At 47.4% G+C, this 16,740-nt stretch carries 16 protein-coding genes, 5 tRNA genes and 1 other annotated feature; of the genes, 1 reads left to right on the top strand and 20 read right to left on the bottom strand.

Features of this window, described 5'->3' with window-relative positions:
* Positions 1-16: 16 nt before the first annotated feature.
* Positions 17-1,285 (top strand): MFS transporter, encoded by a 1,269-nt coding sequence (locus AOA56_RS05285; RefSeq protein WP_053769118.1) that lies wholly within the window; start codon positions 17-19, stop codon positions 1,283-1,285.
* A 290-nt stretch (positions 1,286-1,575) separates the two neighbouring features.
* Here AOA56_RS05285 and AOA56_RS05280 read toward each other — a convergent pair.
* The 20 genes from AOA56_RS05280 to AOA56_RS05185 all read right to left on the bottom strand — a co-directional run bounded on the left by AOA56_RS05280 (position 1,576) and on the right by AOA56_RS05185 (position 16,653).
* Positions 1,576-1,648 (bottom strand) — tRNA-Thr (locus AOA56_RS05280).
* Between the two features lie 6 nt (positions 1,649-1,654).
* Positions 1,655-1,834 carry a hypothetical protein gene (locus AOA56_RS05275; protein ID WP_053769117.1) on the bottom strand — a complete coding sequence of 60 codons (180 nt, stop codon included), beginning with the start codon at positions 1,832-1,834 and terminating at the stop codon, positions 1,655-1,657.
* Positions 1,835-1,859: 25 nt separating this feature from the next.
* Positions 1,860-3,752: an ABC transporter ATP-binding protein gene (locus AOA56_RS05270; RefSeq protein ID WP_048621546.1), complete on the bottom strand. Its 1,893-nt coding sequence runs from the start codon at positions 3,750-3,752 to the stop codon at positions 1,860-1,862.
* A complete protein-coding gene (locus tag AOA56_RS05265) occupies positions 3,745-5,478 on the bottom strand; it encodes an ABC transporter ATP-binding protein (protein ID WP_024732201.1) in 1,734 nt (577 codons plus the stop codon). The genes AOA56_RS05270 and AOA56_RS05265 overlap by 8 nt, the downstream gene beginning before the upstream one ends.
* Positions 5,479-5,497: 19 nt before the next feature.
* Positions 5,498-5,962 carry a MarR family winged helix-turn-helix transcriptional regulator gene (locus AOA56_RS05260; protein ID WP_024732200.1) on the bottom strand — a complete coding sequence of 155 codons (465 nt, stop codon included), beginning with the start codon at positions 5,960-5,962 and terminating at the stop codon, positions 5,498-5,500.
* 153 nt (positions 5,963-6,115) lie between these two features.
* Positions 6,116-6,730 (bottom strand): sigma-70 family RNA polymerase sigma factor, encoded by a 615-nt coding sequence (locus AOA56_RS05255; RefSeq protein ID WP_053769116.1) that lies wholly within the window; start codon positions 6,728-6,730, stop codon positions 6,116-6,118.
* A 15-nt stretch (positions 6,731-6,745) separates the two neighbouring features.
* The gene (rlmB, locus tag AOA56_RS05250) at positions 6,746-7,498 is read right to left on the bottom strand and encodes a 23S rRNA (guanosine(2251)-2'-O)-methyltransferase RlmB (protein WP_024732198.1); all 753 of its coding nucleotides are present in this window, start codon (positions 7,496-7,498) and stop codon (positions 6,746-6,748) included.
* Complete coding sequence (locus AOA56_RS05245) at positions 7,482-7,940, bottom strand: Mini-ribonuclease 3 (protein WP_024732197.1); 459 nt, start codon at positions 7,938-7,940, stop codon at positions 7,482-7,484. Before AOA56_RS05245 ends, rlmB begins: the two co-directional genes overlap by 17 nt.
* Positions 7,925-9,331 carry a cysteine--tRNA ligase gene (gene cysS / locus AOA56_RS05240; RefSeq protein ID WP_053769115.1) on the bottom strand — a complete coding sequence of 469 codons (1,407 nt, stop codon included), beginning with the start codon at positions 9,329-9,331 and terminating at the stop codon, positions 7,925-7,927. The genes AOA56_RS05245 and cysS overlap by 16 nt, the downstream gene beginning before the upstream one ends.
* A gap of 79 nt (positions 9,332-9,410) precedes the next feature.
* Positions 9,411-9,634: a binding site (T-box leader), on the bottom strand.
* A 122-nt stretch (positions 9,635-9,756) separates the two neighbouring features.
* Complete coding sequence (locus AOA56_RS05235; RefSeq protein WP_082349871.1) at positions 9,757-10,992, bottom strand: GNAT family N-acetyltransferase; 1,236 nt, start codon at positions 10,990-10,992, stop codon at positions 9,757-9,759.
* The gene (ispF, locus tag AOA56_RS05230; protein WP_024732194.1) at positions 10,944-11,501 is read right to left on the bottom strand and encodes a 2-C-methyl-D-erythritol 2,4-cyclodiphosphate synthase; all 558 of its coding nucleotides are present in this window, start codon (positions 11,499-11,501) and stop codon (positions 10,944-10,946) included. Before ispF ends, AOA56_RS05235 begins: the two co-directional genes overlap by 49 nt.
* Positions 11,492-11,749 (bottom strand): hypothetical protein, encoded by a 258-nt coding sequence (locus AOA56_RS05225; RefSeq protein WP_024732193.1) that lies wholly within the window; start codon positions 11,747-11,749, stop codon positions 11,492-11,494. Before AOA56_RS05225 ends, ispF begins: the two co-directional genes overlap by 10 nt.
* A 60-nt stretch (positions 11,750-11,809) precedes the next feature.
* Positions 11,810-13,420, bottom strand: coding sequence for a hypothetical protein (locus tag AOA56_RS05220; RefSeq protein ID WP_053769113.1), 1,611 nt, complete (start codon positions 13,418-13,420; stop codon positions 11,810-11,812).
* Positions 13,413-14,123, bottom strand: coding sequence for an ABC transporter ATP-binding protein (locus AOA56_RS05215; RefSeq protein WP_024732191.1), 711 nt, complete (start codon positions 14,121-14,123; stop codon positions 13,413-13,415). Before AOA56_RS05215 ends, AOA56_RS05220 begins: the two co-directional genes overlap by 8 nt.
* Before the next feature lie 134 nt (positions 14,124-14,257).
* Positions 14,258-14,331 (bottom strand) — tRNA-Met (locus AOA56_RS05210).
* 23 nt (positions 14,332-14,354) lie between these two features.
* Positions 14,355-14,427, bottom strand: a tRNA-Val gene (locus AOA56_RS05205).
* Between the two features lie 7 nt (positions 14,428-14,434).
* Positions 14,435-14,508 (bottom strand) — tRNA-Met (locus tag AOA56_RS05200).
* Positions 14,509-14,533: 25 nt separating this feature from the next.
* Positions 14,534-14,606: transfer RNA gene (locus AOA56_RS05195), tRNA-Val, on the bottom strand.
* 146 nt (positions 14,607-14,752) lie between these two features.
* Positions 14,753-16,087 carry an NADP-specific glutamate dehydrogenase gene (gene gdhA, locus AOA56_RS05190; RefSeq protein WP_024732190.1) on the bottom strand — a complete coding sequence of 445 codons (1,335 nt, stop codon included), beginning with the start codon at positions 16,085-16,087 and terminating at the stop codon, positions 14,753-14,755.
* A 101-nt stretch (positions 16,088-16,188) separates the two neighbouring features.
* Entirely contained in the window at positions 16,189-16,653 is a 465-nt protein-coding gene (locus tag AOA56_RS05185; RefSeq protein WP_024732189.1) for a MarR family winged helix-turn-helix transcriptional regulator, read from the bottom strand.
* Positions 16,654-16,740 lie beyond the last annotated feature (87 nt).

The raw sequence follows: 16,740 nt of genomic DNA, 5'->3' as shown, positions 1-16,740 counted from the left end.
AAGGGAGAACAAAAGAATGGAAAAACAAACAAAGAAAATTCATTATGCGTGGTACATTCTGGCCTGCTGTTTTTTAATCAATTTTATTGTGCAGTCCATCGTCATGCAGCTCAGCAACCTCTACATCGTACCGATGTACAACGACCTCCAGGTGCCGAGGACTCTGCTTTCCCTACAAAGTATCTGCATCACCGTAGGTGCTGTCGTAACAGCTCCATACTGGGGTAAGCTCTATAAGACAAAAGACGCCAGAAAGCTACTTCCGATGGCAGTCTCTGTTGTTGCACTCTGTACGATAGCAAGATCGTTCTGTCCAAGCATCTGGTTCATTCTTCCGCTTGCTTTTATCAAAGGTGTGTTTTTCACCGGAAGTACGCTGCTTCCGATCTCCATCCTCCTTACAATGTGGTTTAAGGAGAGAAGAGGATTCGCAATCAGTTTTGCTTCCATCGGTACAAGCGCAGGCGGTGTGGTGTTAAGCCCAGTAGTCAGCTATCTGATTTCTGATTTCGGCTGGAGAAACTCTGACCGGATCGTCGGCATCGCCATGTTTATCATCGTAGTGCCTTGTCTGTTCCTTGTTGTCCGCAGCCGCCCGAAGGATATCGGACTTCAGGCTTATGGCGCAGAGACATCCCAGGCCGCAGGTATTGTCAAGGAGAAAGCAAAACAGGCTGCGGAGGCAGTCGGAATGACAGCCCGGGAAGCGAGACGCTCTCCGATCCTTTACTTCTTCCTCCTTGCTATTTTCAGTCTGACACTGGCAACTGGAGCAGCTCTGCAAATACCAACCTACTTACAGGACATTGGTTACTCTCCTGCTGTCGCTGCCAAAGCAGTATCCGCATACAGTGCGATTGGTATTTTGGGAAGACTGTTCCTTGGATGGTTTTCTGATAAGAAAGGTGTGAAGAACGCAACCATCTACATCTGCTCTGCAGGCGTCCTGGCGTTCCTCTTCTTCATCTTTGCGAAAAATCCGGCGATGATGGCAGCTATGATCGTCCTTTACGGTCTGGTATCCGGTATCACAAGCGTGATGCCGACTCTGCTGACAAGTACGATCTTCGGCAACAAGGATTATGGTCCGATCTACGGTATGGTCGTATCCGTCAACCGGTTCGGCGGCGGAATCGGAACCCTTCTGGTTTCCTTCCTCTTTGACCTGACTGGGGACTACTCCATCATCTGGCCGGCCTGTTTGATCTGTATGGCACTGACTTTCTTCCTGCTGCTCTTATGCATGAGCATGTCAAAGAAGAAACTGGCGGCGGCTCAGAACTAGAAGAAAGTCTGTTTGAACAAAGATTTCAAACCTCCATAAATTTTTCATCCTATATATGAACACGGGAATCGGTCGTCACATGGCGAACAGTTCCCGTTTTCATTTTCCAATAATCAAATTCTCAAATCTTATTATCATCATTTCTTATTGAGGTGCTTTGCTCATTCCCTATATAACACAAACGAAGCATAAATTAGGGGATTACGGTTAAAAGAATACTTTTTTCCTTTGAACCGTACAAAACATGAAAACTGCATACAAAAAACTCCTGATTTCTCAGGAGTTTTCCAAGCTGCCTAGCGGACTTGAACCGCCGACCTCCGCCTTACCAAGGCGACGCTCTACCGACTGAGCCAAGGCAGCACATCTTTAACGCCTATTTACTATATCGTAAATATTCAGAATTGTCAAGTGAAAATCAAAAATTTCTGTGGATTGCAACATGAGCCTTCCCTCGTCTTCACCCTTCTCTTCCCTGACTGCAATTCCGCCTCCAGGACCAGATACATTGTCCAGCCAGGGAGGCGGTCTTACATTCTTTTCTTCCAAGCAGCCGTTTTCCCCTGTTCTTATTTTAGGAGAGCTCCAACTTCCCTGTATAGAGCTGATAGTAGGTGCCTTTCTGCTTGATCAGGTCTTCGTGATCTCCACGCTCGATGATGCGTCCGTGCTCCAGAACCATGATCGCGTCACTGTTACGTATTGTAGACAGACGGTGGGCGATGACAAAAACGGTACGTCCTTTCATCAGGTTATCCATACCTTTCTGCACGATACTTTCTGTACGAGTATCAATACTGGACGTCGCCTCATCCAGAATCAGTACCGGCGGATTGGACACAGCGGCTCTTGCAATGGCAAGAAGCTGTCTCTGTCCCTGGGAAAGCTCCTCTCCGTCTCCGCTTAACATCGTCTGGTAGCCATTTGGAAGCATATTGATGAACTGATCCGCATGGGCAAGCTTTGCTGCCTCATAGACATCTTCATCGGTTGCATCCAGTCTTCCGTAACGGATATTCTCCATAATCGTTCCGGTAAACAAATGTGTATCTTGAAGCACAATTCCAAGGGACCGTCTCAGATCATACTTTTTAATCTTGTTGATGTTGATTCCATCGTAACGGATCTTTCCATCCTGTACATCGTAGAAACGATTGATCAGGTTGGTGATCGTCGTCTTTCCGGCTCCGGTAGAGCCTACGAAGGCAATCTTCTGACCCGGCTTTGCGTAAAGTGTGAGATCGTGAAGTACCATTTTTTCATCTGTATAACCAAAAGTCATGTCAAAGAAGCGCACATCTCCTTTTAACTCCGTATAGGTTACAGTACCGTCCGCCTGGTGCGGATGTTTCCATGCCCACATACCGGTTCTTTCCTTGCACTCAATAAAATTGCCATTCTGATCTTTACGGACGTTGACAAGGGTAACATATCCCTCATCTACTTCCGGCTCTTCATCCATCATGGCAAAGATTCTCTCCGCACCTGCAAGCGCCATGACGATAGAGTTAAACTGCTGCGCTACCTGCATGAACGGCTGGGTGAAGCTCTTCGTAAACTGTAAGTAAGAAGCCATAACGCCAAGGGTGATACCGCCTACTCCGATGACGGATAAAAATCCGCCCAGAACCGCAGTCAGTACAAATTGCAGGTTTCCGATGTTACCGATAATCGGCCCCATCATATTGGCAAACGTATTGGCGTTTGCCGCACTGTCGTACAGTTTTTCGTTGAGTTCATCGAACTCTTCTTCAGACACACGCTCGTGATTGAAAATCTTGATAACACGCTGACCGTTCATCCGCTCCTCCACAAATCCCGTGATATTCGCAATGGCTATCTGCTGTTTGAGGAAGTATTTTCCGCTGTTACCTCCAATCTTCTTTGCCACTGTGATGAGAACAACAATCATCACCACAGCCAGAATCGTAAGCAGCGGACTAAGCGCAAGCATTGAGATAAAGGTTACCACAATGGTAATCGAGGACATCAGTACCTGCGGGATAGACTGGTTAATCATCTGGCGAAGGGTATCCGTATCATTCGTGTAAAGACTCATAATAGAGCCGTTTGTATTCTGGTCAAAATAGCGGATCGGGAGTTTTTGCATATGCTCAAACATATCATCCCGAACCTGTTTTAAGACACCCTGACCGATCGTTACCATCAGTCTTGTATAGATGAAGGATGAAATCACACCGGAGAGAAAAATACACCCCAATACTCCAAGTGCCTGATAAAGCTCTGTAAAATTCGGAGATTTCTGTCCGATCAGCGGGATAATAAAATCATCCAGTAAAAATTTCAGAGACAAAGATACAGAGATCGAAGCCACGGAACTGATAATGATACAGATAAATACGGCAAAAAACTGGACTTTATAACGGCTGGTCACATAACGGAGTAATCGCTTTGCTGTCTTTAACGTGCCTTTGGATACACGTACCTTTTCATCGTTTTTATTCATCCTCCTCACCTCCCTTGACCTGTGACTCATATACTTCTCTGTAAATTGCGTTGGTCCTTAAAAGCTCTTCTGATGTACCGATTCCATTAATCTTTCCATCATCCATGACAATAATCAAATCCGCATCTTCCACGGAAGAAACTCTCTGGGCAATGATGATCTTGGTGGTATCCGGAATCTCCTCCCGGAATGCTTTCCTGATCATGGCGTCCGTCTTCGTGTCAACCGCACTGGTAGAGTCGTCAAGGATCAGGATCTTCGGCTTCTTCAAAAGTGCTCTGGCAATACAAAGCCTCTGCTTCTGTCCACCGGAAACATTGTTTCCTCCCTGAACAATCATCGTATTATAGCCCGCCGGGAATTCCTGTACGAAGCCATCCGCCTGGGCGAGCTTACATACTCTCTGCACTTCCTCGTCGGACGCATTTTCATCTCCCCACCGGATGTTGTCATAGATCGTTCCAGTAAAGAGGACATTTTTCTGGAGCACCATAGATACCTGATCTCTGAGTGCTTCCAGATTGTAGTCACGCACATCGATACCGCCGACTTTGACAGATCCTTTCGTCACGTCGTAAAGTCTCGGAATCAACTGCACAAATGTAGACTTGGAACTTCCGGTTCCACCGATAATACCGATGGTCTGACCGGATTTAATATGAATATTGACATTTTTCAGGGAAAGATTACCACCTTCTCCTGCATAGCTGAAGTCCACACCTTCAAAATCAATAGCTCCGTTTGGCACGACCTTCACCGCGTCCGGCTTGTCGCTCATCTCCGGCACTTCATCCAATACTTCCGCAATACGGTCGCTGGACGCCTCGGCAATCATAATCATAACGAAGACAAAGGATACCATCATCAATGAAGACAGAATCTGAAGCGCATACACGATCACGCTGGTCAGCTCTCCGGTCTCCATCGTTTGGAATACGATATCCCGTCCACCGATCAGTACCATGCAAAGTACGACGGTGTATACAAAGAACTGCATCGTAGGGGAGTTCCACGCAACGATCTTCTCCGCTGTTGTAAAGAGATCAAATACCTTTTTGGAAATCTTATGGAATTTTTTGATCTCATAGTCTTCTCTTACGTATGCTTTTACGACACGCGCCGCATTGACATTTTCCTGCACGACATTGTTCAGAACGTCGTACTCATCAAACACAGCGATAAAATGCGGGTGCGCTTTCTTTGCGATAAAGATCAGCGTGCCGCCGAGAAGCGGAATGACAACGAGGAACAATAAAGCGATCTTGACATTGATCGTCAAAGTCATAATCCAGGAGAGCACAATCATAATCGGCGCTCTCGCAAGGAGACGGATACTCATCATGTATGCCATCTGTACGTTGGTCACATCTGTCGTCATACGGGTTACAAGGCTGGATGTGGAAAAATGGTCGATGTTTTTAAAGGAAAACTCCTGAACCTTGTAAAATATGTCATGCCGCAGGTTCTTTGCGTATCCTGCGCCAGCTCTGGCCGCATAGGTTCCGGCTTTTACGCCGAACCAGAGCGCCAGCATTGCCATGATGACCAGAATGACCCCCATCTTGATAATGTAAGGAAGATTCCCGTCCTGGATCCCAATATCGATAATCTTTGCCATCTGAAGCGGAATCAGCACTTCCATGAAGACTTCCAGAATGACAAATAATGGTGCAAGAACGGATTCTTTTTTGTATTCCCGGATTGATTTAAAAAGTTTTCTGTTCATCTCTACCTCCCATAATTTTTCATTTGATCTGTCCTTCTCCTGACAGATTAAGGAGCATGTGACGAAGAACCTTGAGACACACTTCCAGATCCGGCTTCGGAATCCCCTCCGTCAGTCTCCGTTCCGTCTCTTTGATATTCATCAGAATATCCATCCGGAACTTCTCGGCCTTCTCAGTCGGGACAATCTGTTTGAGTCTGGCGTCTCTTGCAACGCTTTTGCGGTAGATGAAACCATTCTTCTCCATCAGCTTCAGGATCCCGCTTGCGGTGGATCTGCGGATCCGGAACTCCTCCTCGATATCCCGCTGATAAAGATCGCGTTCCATCGTCTCAAACAGAATAAAAGTCAGGATGTGCTTCTGCATCGGCGTCAGCCCGGTCTCCATCTCCGGCACCGCCCCTCGCCTCTTGAGCTGGTGAGACAGCATATGGATCATCCGGCCGACATGGTTCTCACGCTCCTCTTTGAATTCTTTGTCCATGATTTCCACCCCTGTTATTTTGTTCGTTTCCTAACAGTAGGATTATAAGCGTTTTTTCTTGAGCTGTCAATGTTTTTTTCACTGATATTTACAAAAAAACTGCCAAAAACCTGTTCTTACTGACAGAATGGTTTTTGGCAGTTTGTACTATTTTTAAATAGAAGTCAGCAGCTCTTCCGCTTTTGTTTTGATCCGTTGCAGCGCATTGTCCACAGCCTTCGGGCTCTTTCCTAAAAGTTTTGCGATCGTCCGGTAATCCGTTCCAAGAAGGTGAAGATACAAAACCTTTCGCTCCAGTTCACTTAAATTCCCTTCCAGCTCATTCATAAAAGAGTCTTCGGACTCCTTGTGAATCACCAGATCCTCCGGATTATTGGTGGAGGCTATATTCTGTATCTGAATCAGCTCAGACTCTTTCTCCTCGGAAATCTCCTCATTATCATAGAGGGAAATGTAAGAATTCAAAGGAAGGTGTTTTTTTCTCCTGGAAGCCCGGATAGCCGAATAGAGCTGCCTCGTCACGCAGATCTGGGCGAACGTACCAAAAGAAGCCTCCTGGGCCGAATCATAATCCCGCACCGCTTTAAACAAACCGATCATCCCTTCCTGGATCAGATCATCGCTGTCTCCTCCGAGCAAATACATGGCTTTTGCCTTTTTCTTTACCATAGGCTTATATTTCTCCAGAAGATAATCCATGATCGCCGTATCCCCGCCTCGAAAGTCCATGATAAGTTCTTCATCTGTTTTTTTCTCATAATCCGTCATCACCTTAAATCTCCTTTATCTGGTCCTCTGACGGACAATCTCGTATGCCAGCACACCCGCTGCCACCGATGCGTTGAGAGAATCGATCTCCCCTCTCATCGGGATTGAAGCGGTAAAATCACAAGTCTCCCTGACCAGTCTGGAAACACCTTCTCCCTCGTTTCCGATCACAAGCCCGATCGGCCCTTTTAGGTTCACATCGTACATGGCATCACCGTCCATATCGGCACAGACAAACCAGAGTCCTCTCCCTTTCAGCTCTTCCATCGTCTTTGCCAGATTGGTGACCTTAGCTACCGGTGTATAATTAAGAGCTCCGGCGGACGTCTTGGAAACCGTCGCTGTCAATCCCGCCGCGCGGCGCTTTGGAATGATAACTCCGTGGGCTCCTGCCAGATTTGCTGTTCTGATAATGGCGCCTAAATTGTGCGGGTCCTCAATATTATCCAGGAGGATCAAAAACGGATCTTCCCCTTTCTTCTCGGCCAGAGCAAACATTTCCTCAATATCCGAATATTCGTAAGCCGCCGTCATTGCAATGACGCCCTGGTGTTTTTTTGTCTCGGAAAGCTGATCCAGGCGCTCTTTCGTCACAAAGTTCAAAATGGTATCACGCTTTTTTGCCTCCCGGACGATCGTACGCACAGGCCCGTCCTGACATCCGTCCAGAATGTAAAGTTTATCTACCGTCTTTCCGGAGCGGAACGCTTCCAATACAGCGTTTCTCCCTTCAATCATCGATTCGTTCCTATTATTCTGCTCTTTCATCGTTTTCCTCCAGGCCCTTCAGGCCGATTTTTATCAGATCTACAATCCGTCTATATTCCTTTTGCAGATAGAGATACCCGATCAGCGCCTCAAATCCTGTTGCCCTGCGGTAATCCGTGATGGACTGGTTTTTTGCCGGGGAGACGGACTTTGTATTACGGCCTCTTCGGTAGACAGCGTGTTCCTCCTCCGTGAGATGCTCTTGCATAACACGCATCATAGAAGACTGGGCGGACGCCTGCACAAGTCGGCTCGTCTCTTTTTGCATGGCGTTGACCGGACGGTTCCCCTTCCGGATAATCAGTGACTTGATCATCAGATCATACACACAGTCTCCGATAAACGCCAGAGACAGCGACGAATAACTTCTGATGTCATGGTCTTCACTTTGAAATACTTCACACAAATAGGCGTCCAGTTCCATCGTTATACTCGTTTCCATTGTACTCCTTCTCTTGTGTCCTTTAAGACAATTCCCTTTTCCAGAAGCTCATCCCGGATCTCATCAGCACGCTTGAAGTTCTTTTCCTTTCTTGCCTGGGTCCGTTCCTCAATGAGCGCTTCGATATCCGCATCCAGCATCTCTTCCTTTTTTTCTACGATCAGTCCCAGAATATCGCACAGACTCACAATCCGGTCAAGAAGTGCCTTTGTGTATACTTTGGAGCTCTCTCCATCGGCCGTTGTATTGGCAAATTTCACAAGCTCAAAGATGGCTGTGATGGCGTCCGCCGTGTTAAAATCATCCTCCATGGCTTTTTCAAAATCCGCCACAAACTCTTCGCTTTTCTTTTCCTGCTCTATTTCCGCTTCCGTCATTGTTTCTGTCTTTGTTGTGTCTATCAAATGTTTCAGATGGTCTACCGCATTGGTGATCCGCCCGAAGCTGTTCTTTGCCGCCTCCATCAGCTCGGCGCTGAAATTCAGCGGGCTTCTGTAATGGGCGCTCAACATGAAAAAGCGGAATACCTGCAGATCATACTGTTCACCGATTTCCCGGACAGTACGGAAATTACCAAGGGATTTGGACATCTTCTTATTGTCAATATTTAAAAATCCATTGTGCATCCAGTAATGTGCAAATTCTTTACCATTGCATGCTTCAGACTGAGCAATCTCATTTTCGTGATGCGGGAAAATCAGATCTTCCCCGCCGGCATGGATATCGATCTGCTCGCCCAGATATTTTCTGGACATCTCAGAACACTCAATGTGCCAGCCCGGGCGGCCCTTGCTCCATGGTGCGTCCCAGTACGGCTCTCCGTCCTTTTTCGGTTTCCAGAGTACGAAATCCAGCGGATCTTCCTTTTCATCCTGGCCTGATACGAGAAGCTCCCTTCCACCGGACTTCAGGTCGTCCAGATTTTTGTGGGAGAGCTTTCCATAGTCCTTAAAACTCCTTGTTCGGAAATACACGGTTCCGTTTTTCTCATACGCATGACCCTTTTCGATCAGCTCCCCAATCATCTGGATCATGCCGCCTATCTCCTGCGTCGCCATCGGATTGGCAGTCGCCGGTTTTACATTAAGGGATTCCATATCCTTTTTGCACTCCTCAATATAGCGTCCCGCAATCTCATCTGCCGTCACACCTTCTTCCAGTGCTTTCTTGATGATCTTATCGTCCACGTCTGTAAAGTTAGAGACAAATTTCACCTCATATCCTTTGTATTCAAAATAGCGGCGTACCGTATCGAAAACAATCATCGGTCTTGCGTTTCCGATGTGAATGAAATTGTAAACGGTCGGACCACACACATACATCTTTACCTTTCCCTCTTCCAGAGGCACGAACTCTTCTTTTTTTCGTGTCATTGTGTTGTACAGTTTCATTTTCTTTCTCCTCCTTTTTTTATTGATAGATCCGTCAGTCCGAAGGACTTTCCAATGATATAAAAAACTTCGTCCCTGGCTTAGAGACGAAGTTGATCCGCGGTTCCACTCTATTAAAAAGGGCGTCCGCCCTTTTCACTCATGTATGCAGGTAACGACTGCTTACGTGGTCTGCTACTCTCTTTTCACAGATCCGGCTCCCGGGCGCACTTCACATATCCGTTCTTTCGGAGGGCTCTCAGCCGATGACCTTCCTTCTCTGTAAAGCATGCATATGCTACTCTTCCCGTTCTTCACCTTTTCCTATCCTTCTGTTTTTATAGTGTATGGGATAACAGCCTCTTTGTCAACTCCTATTCCACACATTTCTGTCAAACATGACAACGATTCCGTCATGCGGTTTGGATCCGCAGCTTGAACTTCCATCAGACTATCTCGTTCAGGAAGACTGGTGGAGCTGCAACTACACCATCTGCCAGGATCCGAAGATTCGTCCCTACACTCCTTCCGTCCTTTTCAGTGTCCTTCTCCTCGTTCTTATTCCTGCCCTTCTTGTCGTCATATCCAAACAGCGCGGTCACAAGGTCTCCCGGGGTGACTTTTTCGTCTGTATCACCGGAAGTAGTCTCTTCCTGCTTTTCGGCTCTCAGAAACGCTCCGTTTTCTCCGTAAACCTCCCAGCACCCTGTATTTTCCGGGATCCGTTCATCCTCCACCTGAATTTTGACAGTAAAATCCGCCTTCGCCCGAAAACTTTCGAGAAACTGTCCCAAATGCACAATCCGCGCCATAATCATCGGCACATCTTTTTTGACCGGTTCGGCGAGACTCCTTTCGATCCACGGCTCCAGCCGTGGGAGAATACCTGTGATATGGAGCCTGTCCACCGGCTCCTTTTCCAGAAAGGCAGCCAGACTTTGCCAGTCCTTCTCCTGATAAACGAACGGCTCCCGAAGCTCTGCTTTTCCTTCCCAGTATCCATAAAGGACAAATCCCCGGATCTGTCCTTTACACTCAGTGACAAGAATCCTGCCCCCTTCACTTTGCTGCTCTTTTACAAGCGTCCGGTAATACTCCTCCGTTCGGACCGCCCGGACCCATTCTGTCTCACTTAAGACCTCCTCCGCAAACCGGGCAAGGGCATGGCAGTCTGACAAGGTGGCCGGACGCACCGTTCCTTCTCCAACCAGACCATCTTTCACCTTGCCATCTATCTGTCGTTGACGATAAACGAAACGGAATCCATGCGGATAGTAAATCGCCTCCGCCGCCGGCATAAGAAAAGTAAACGGCTCCCCGTCACGGTACATTTCGCTGGCCGATGTTTCCAGAAGCTCTCTCATATATCCCCGCCCCCGGTACTTCTCTCTTGTAGCTACCGCAACGATATAATGCAGCGTCCGGTCTTTCTTTCCGAAACGGACTGAATACGGATTGAGCTGTAGCATGGAGAGCGGATCGCCCGCATCGTCCTCGATGACGTAGATCGTATTCTCAGTTGCTTTCACTTCATAATAGTAGTCTAAAAACGCATCTTCATCTTCGGTAAAGACTTCCTCCCAGAGAATACGGGTGACTCCATGTTCCGCCTTCGTAAGCTTTCGGATCCGCATCATATCACCTGTCCTTTGGATATGCCGCATCCCTGGCAGTTCCGGCATCCTGTACCCTGCTCCGTCACATCATAGCTGAAATTCGTCATTTTCTCAATACAGCAAATTGCCTGGGAGGAAACGCCTTCCCCTTTACCGGTAAATCCAAGCCCTTCTTCCGTCGTCGCCTTGATATTCACCTGATCCACATCGAGCGTCAGTGCTCTGGCAATATTTTCCCTCATCTCATCAATATACGGACGCATCTTCGGCCGCTCTGCAATGATCGTGGCGTCAATATTTTCAATCACATAAAGATGCTCGTCCAAAAGCTCCCCAACCCGCTTAAGAAGCTTTAAGCTGGAAACTCCCCGGTAGGCTTCATCGGTATCCGGAAAGTGCAGCCCGATATCACCGAGGGACGCAGCACCAAGCAGGGCGTCCATCACCGCATGGAGCAGCACATCCGCATCCGAATGACCAAGCAATCCTTTCTCATAAGGAATCTTTACCCCTCCCAAAATCAACTCTCTTCCTTCTGTCAGTTTATGGACATCATATCCCATCCCTATTCGCAATAAGAATCCTCCTCTCTGTCTTCTGATTTTTTCTCTCTCCTGCCATCTTTGTAATCCTGTATCATGCCTCTGACATTCATAACAATAACCGTCGCTCCAAACACAAGAAAGAGCACGGCAAACGCCAGAAAGACCCATTTATTCTTTTCGGAACTTCCGATGACCGCTCTCGTAAGATCAAAGCCTGTGTAAGCCAGGTAAATACCGGCGGCCACCATCAAAATCCGCCTTATACGGTTGTTCTTCATCCTTTTCCTCCTCCTTGTCTCTGCTGACCCTATTTTATCACATTTCCCGCAAAAGGGCAGTTATTTTACACGAAACATTTTCGGAGCAAACCGATATACCAGCATCAGCGCAACGATAATATAAGCAGTCGTCACAGCCAGCACACCCATCGTAAAGAAGACACCTCCTGTCTGGATCTCATAGCAAAAAAAGCAGACAGCATAAATTACCATGTTAAATGCCCAGAAAAACGGATTCTTCACATTCATTTCCTCCGAGTATGGCTGGAAGACATAATACAAAAAGAGATGGTGAACAGTGAAAAATACGGAAAGCACCAAAACTGCTAAACAGAATAACGCCATGTTTCCATCAAATTCCCAGATACCGCACACCATCCGGAATACGACGACTGCCGCACAGATGGCCGCGCCGATCATCATATTGTACTTTGCCACCTGGATCAGCCGGATCCGAAACATGGATAGCAGCGTCTTGGGATTGCGGTAGAATCCAAACCTCAGCATACTCTTATCACAGTTATAAAACATGACTTTACACGCCTTGTCCGCAACGGTCATCATGTACATGATAAACACAAGAAGCGGCAAAAATTCCGGAAGATTGATACCCGCGAGGTACGCCGCCTCCGGTGAAAAGATCCGAAGCGTCACACCGCCCAAAAAGCAGATCCCCACCACTGCCAGCCGGTAATACATTGGTCTCTTGATCTGCCGCTCATGTCTCAGGAAAAATAAGGCGTTAAAATAGGCATATCCATGAAGTTTCTTAATCCCGGCCATCCGGGAGGTATTCACCTTAAGATCCCGCTCCCGCACCCCGACTTCTTTTTCTATTGATTCCTGCCCGGACTGCTTCATAATCGAAGACAGCATCCATTTCTCTTCCATAGTCCGGTGAAGCTTCTGCCGGTATCCCTGATACCCTGCCATCAAGTACCAGATGGAAACAATCCCCATACCACATATCAGAACCAGACAAATCGGATGAAACAGCCATGCTGCCCTCACAAACGGATCTACTGCCCAGCAACTATAGGCACACACAAGGGAAAGACCGATGACGATCCAGACCCATCCATATCTTCTGGAAAATATAATACCCGTTCTGTCAAAATACCATACCTGGAACGCCTCGCCCGCTGCCCGGAACATCACAATCACAAGCCACAGACAAATGCCGTTCCACACACTCCCGCCCAGGAACCAGGCGCCTCCCACTACCGCAATGAGAAAATAAAACGCAAACGGTATGTACCGGTAACATAAAACCGCTTTGACTGCTTTCTGAGCGTCCATCTTCATGTAGCGGATACAAGTAAACTTCTCTTTTGTCACCTGGAACACGACACTGTCCTGGAGCGGTCCCATCAAACACGACAGGAAAAATAAAATCTGAACCATATAGTCAAACGCGTCCACATGTACTCTTTTCATCATCCACGTCGGCAGTACCACCATAACCAGTACATAAAGCACTTTGCAGGTCAGACTGACTACCTGTCCTACAATGGTAAACAGCACCGCAAGCACAATCTTGAAATCCGGATTACCGTACACACGGTCAGGAACCAGCTTTCCAATGAGCCACAGTCTTTTCAGATAATACAAAAAGGTATTTGTCATAATGGTGGCCCGCATCATAACAATCTGACGTAACGCTCTACTCATGCTTCTCCTCATCTTTCAACAATTCAATGATCTGTTCCTCAAAATCCTTGCTCTTTAACATCTCATGGTCGATCTGGCGAAGCCTGCCCTCACTTAATACGACAATCTCGTCACACAGATCTGTCGCAAGCTGTAAAATGTGGGTGGAGAAAATAATCACATGATTCTTCTGCATCCTGCGGAGAAGCTGCTTCATCTCCAGCGCCACAACCACATCGAGCGAAGTCAGCGGCTCATCCAGCAAAATGACCGGAGGCCGCGAGATCATAAAACAGATCATCTGTAACTTATTTTTCATTCCATGAGAATACCCCTTGATCAACTTTCTCCGGTCCTCCGGGTCAATCTGTACGAGGTCGAAATATGTCTCCGCACTCGCTCCCGTCTCGATCCGATCCCGGTTAATATCCATGAAAAACCGGACGAACTCTTCTCCGGTCAGAAAATCCGGAAGTACCGGAACCGAAAACACATATCCGATCTCATCCGGCAGCAGCACATGCTCCCCCTCATCATCACAGATCAGAGCATTTCCCATGTCTGGCTGGATCTCATCACTCAGACAATTAAATAACGTCGTCTTTCCCGCGCCGTTCCGCCCAAGAAGCCCGTAGATTTTCCCCTGCTGAAACACAAATGAGCAGTCATCTAAAACCGTTTTATCCCCAAACGATTTTTTCACATGATTCAGTCGTAATTCCATATCTTTCCCCTTTTCTTACGATTTTCCAATATTATATCTGAAAGCTCCGGTAATTACAATCGTTTTTGGAAACCGCTCATACCAAAAAGAGACGTCGCACATTTGCGACGCCTCTATCTCTTCCCATGGTATAGTAGCGGGAACTGGATTCGAACCAGCGACACTACGGGTATGAACCGTATGCTCTAGCCAACTGAGCTATCCCGCCATATGTTTTGTTTTCATAAGAAATGGGACCTATAGGGCTCGAACCTATGACCCTCTGCTTGTAAGGCAGATGCTCTCCCAGCTGAGCTAAGATCCCATATGAATAGCGGGAACTGGATTCGAACCAGCGACACTACGGGTATGAACCGTATGCTCTAGCCAACTGAGCTATCCCGCCGTATGTTTCGTAATTTCTTACGAAATGGGACCTATAGGGCTCGAACCTATGACCCTCTGCTTGTAAGGCAGATGCTCTCCCAGCTGAGCTAAGATCCCATATCCTGCGGGTCGCTTTCGCAACCCGCTTGATTATTATACTATTATCATCCAGGAAATGTCAACACTTTTTTTATCTTTTTTCTATCTTGCGAAAAAGCAGCGCAACTGGCGAATCTGAGCGGTATGGCTGCATAGTTACTATCTTAGACGATTCCCTGTGCTTCCATAGCCGTCGCTACTTTTTCAAAGCCTGCGATGTTTGCTCCGGCTACGTAGTTTCCCTCACATCCATATCTTTTTGCCGCATCCGCCGCATTGTGGCAGATGTTTACCATGATCGTCTTCAGCTTCTCATCTACTTCTTCAAAGGACCAGCTCAGACGCTCGCTGTTCTGTGACATCTCCAAAGCAGATGTCGCAACACCGCCAGCGTTGGATGCTTTTCCAGGAGCGAAGAGAACGTCGTTTGCCTGTAAATATTCTGTCGCCTCCATCGTTGTCGGCATATTGGCTCCCTCAGCTACCGCGATACATCCGTTTGCCACAAGCTGCTTCGCGTCCTCAAGATGAAGCTCGTTCTGAGTTGCACAAGGAAGCGCCACGTCACATTTGACAGACCAAACGCCGACGCCGTCGTGGTACTCGGAGTTCGGACGGTATTCCTTGTACTCGGTAAGTCTTGCACGTTTGACCTCTTTGATCTCTTTGACAGCGTCCAGATCAATGCCTTCCGGATCATAGATCCACCCGGTAGAATCACTCATTGTCACAACCTTTGCTCCCATCTGCATTGCCTTTTCTGCAGCGTAGATAGCAACATTTCCCGCTCCCGAGATAGCGACCACCTTACCCTTCATATCCTTGCCGGCAAGTTTCAACATCTCTTCTGTGAAATATAATAACCCGTATCCGGTCGCTTCTGTCCGGACGAGGGATCCTCCGAAAGTCAGTCCCTTTCCCGTGAGAACGCCTTCAAACACGCCGCGGATTCTCTTGTACTGTCCGAACATGTAACCGATCTCTCTTGCTCCTGTTCCGATATCTCCCGCCGGCACGTCTGTGTCCGCTCCGATATATTTACAAAGTTCTGTCATAAAGCTCTGGCAGAATGCCATGATCTCTCTGTCGGATTTTCCTTTCGGGTCAAAGTCAGATCCGCCTTTGCCGCCTCCGATCGGAAGTCCGGTCAGGGAGTTTTTGAAAATCTGCTCAAATCCGAGGAACTTAATAATACTCAAGTTGACGGATGGATGAAGTCTGAGACCTCCCTTGTATGGTCCAATCGCACTGTTGAACTGTACGCGGTATGCCTTGTTGACGTGTACCTGCCCATTATCGTCCACCCACGGTACACGGAAGAGAATCTGTCGTTCCGGCTCCGTCAGTCTTTCAAGCAATGCTTCTTTTCTGTATTTTTCTTCGTTTGCCTCAATCACAACCCTAAGTGATTCCAGAACTTCTTTTACAGCCTGGTGAAACTCAGGCTCATGCGGATTCTTCTTCACTACAAGGTCAATCACTTCATCTACATATGACATAATATCGTCCTCCTATTCTCTCCTAAAAAAGCCTGCATTTTCGTGCTCCGCTTTTCTTCTTTAACACTTTAAAGCATTTTTTTCGTATTGTCAAGAATTTTTTATCGCATCTTTTCGGTGCGTTTTCCCTCGCTTTCCGTTCCTCCGGCTTTTTGATAGGCGGCCTTTGCCATGATCCGAAGCTGTTCTGAAAATGGCTCCGGATCGATTGCACACTCCTCAAGCAGCTCTCCCCACCACTCCATCAGCTTATTCTTTAACTCCCGGTACAGCCTCTGCCCGCTATCAGAAAGAGAAATCTCATAGGTCTTCGCATTGCCCGGACGCTTTTCCCGGATAATATATCCGCACTGCTCCAGCCTTCTCATCTCCCTTGTGGCCATGGCCTGATCCATCGCCATAGAATCGCACATCTCTCTTTGGCTGCATTTCGGATTGGACCCAATGTACATCACAAAATAGTAACTGGAATATCCGATTCCGTACTGCTCCACTAGATGATGAAGATACTTCTGAGACTGGCGGTTTAAAATTGAAATATATTTTCCGATTCTGCTGGACGGCATATTGCTTCCCCCTTCATTGCATCAACAGGCAAATTTACGTTTTTATTATACTCACCGCCTTAACTCCTGTCAAATCGGTGCCCCACA

Source organism: Sellimonas intestinalis (assembly GCF_001280875.1).
Lineage (GTDB): Bacteria > Bacillota > Clostridia > Lachnospirales > Lachnospiraceae > Sellimonas > Sellimonas intestinalis.
Note: the sequence above shows the minus strand (reverse complement) of the source record. Positions and strands in the feature narration are given on the sequence as shown.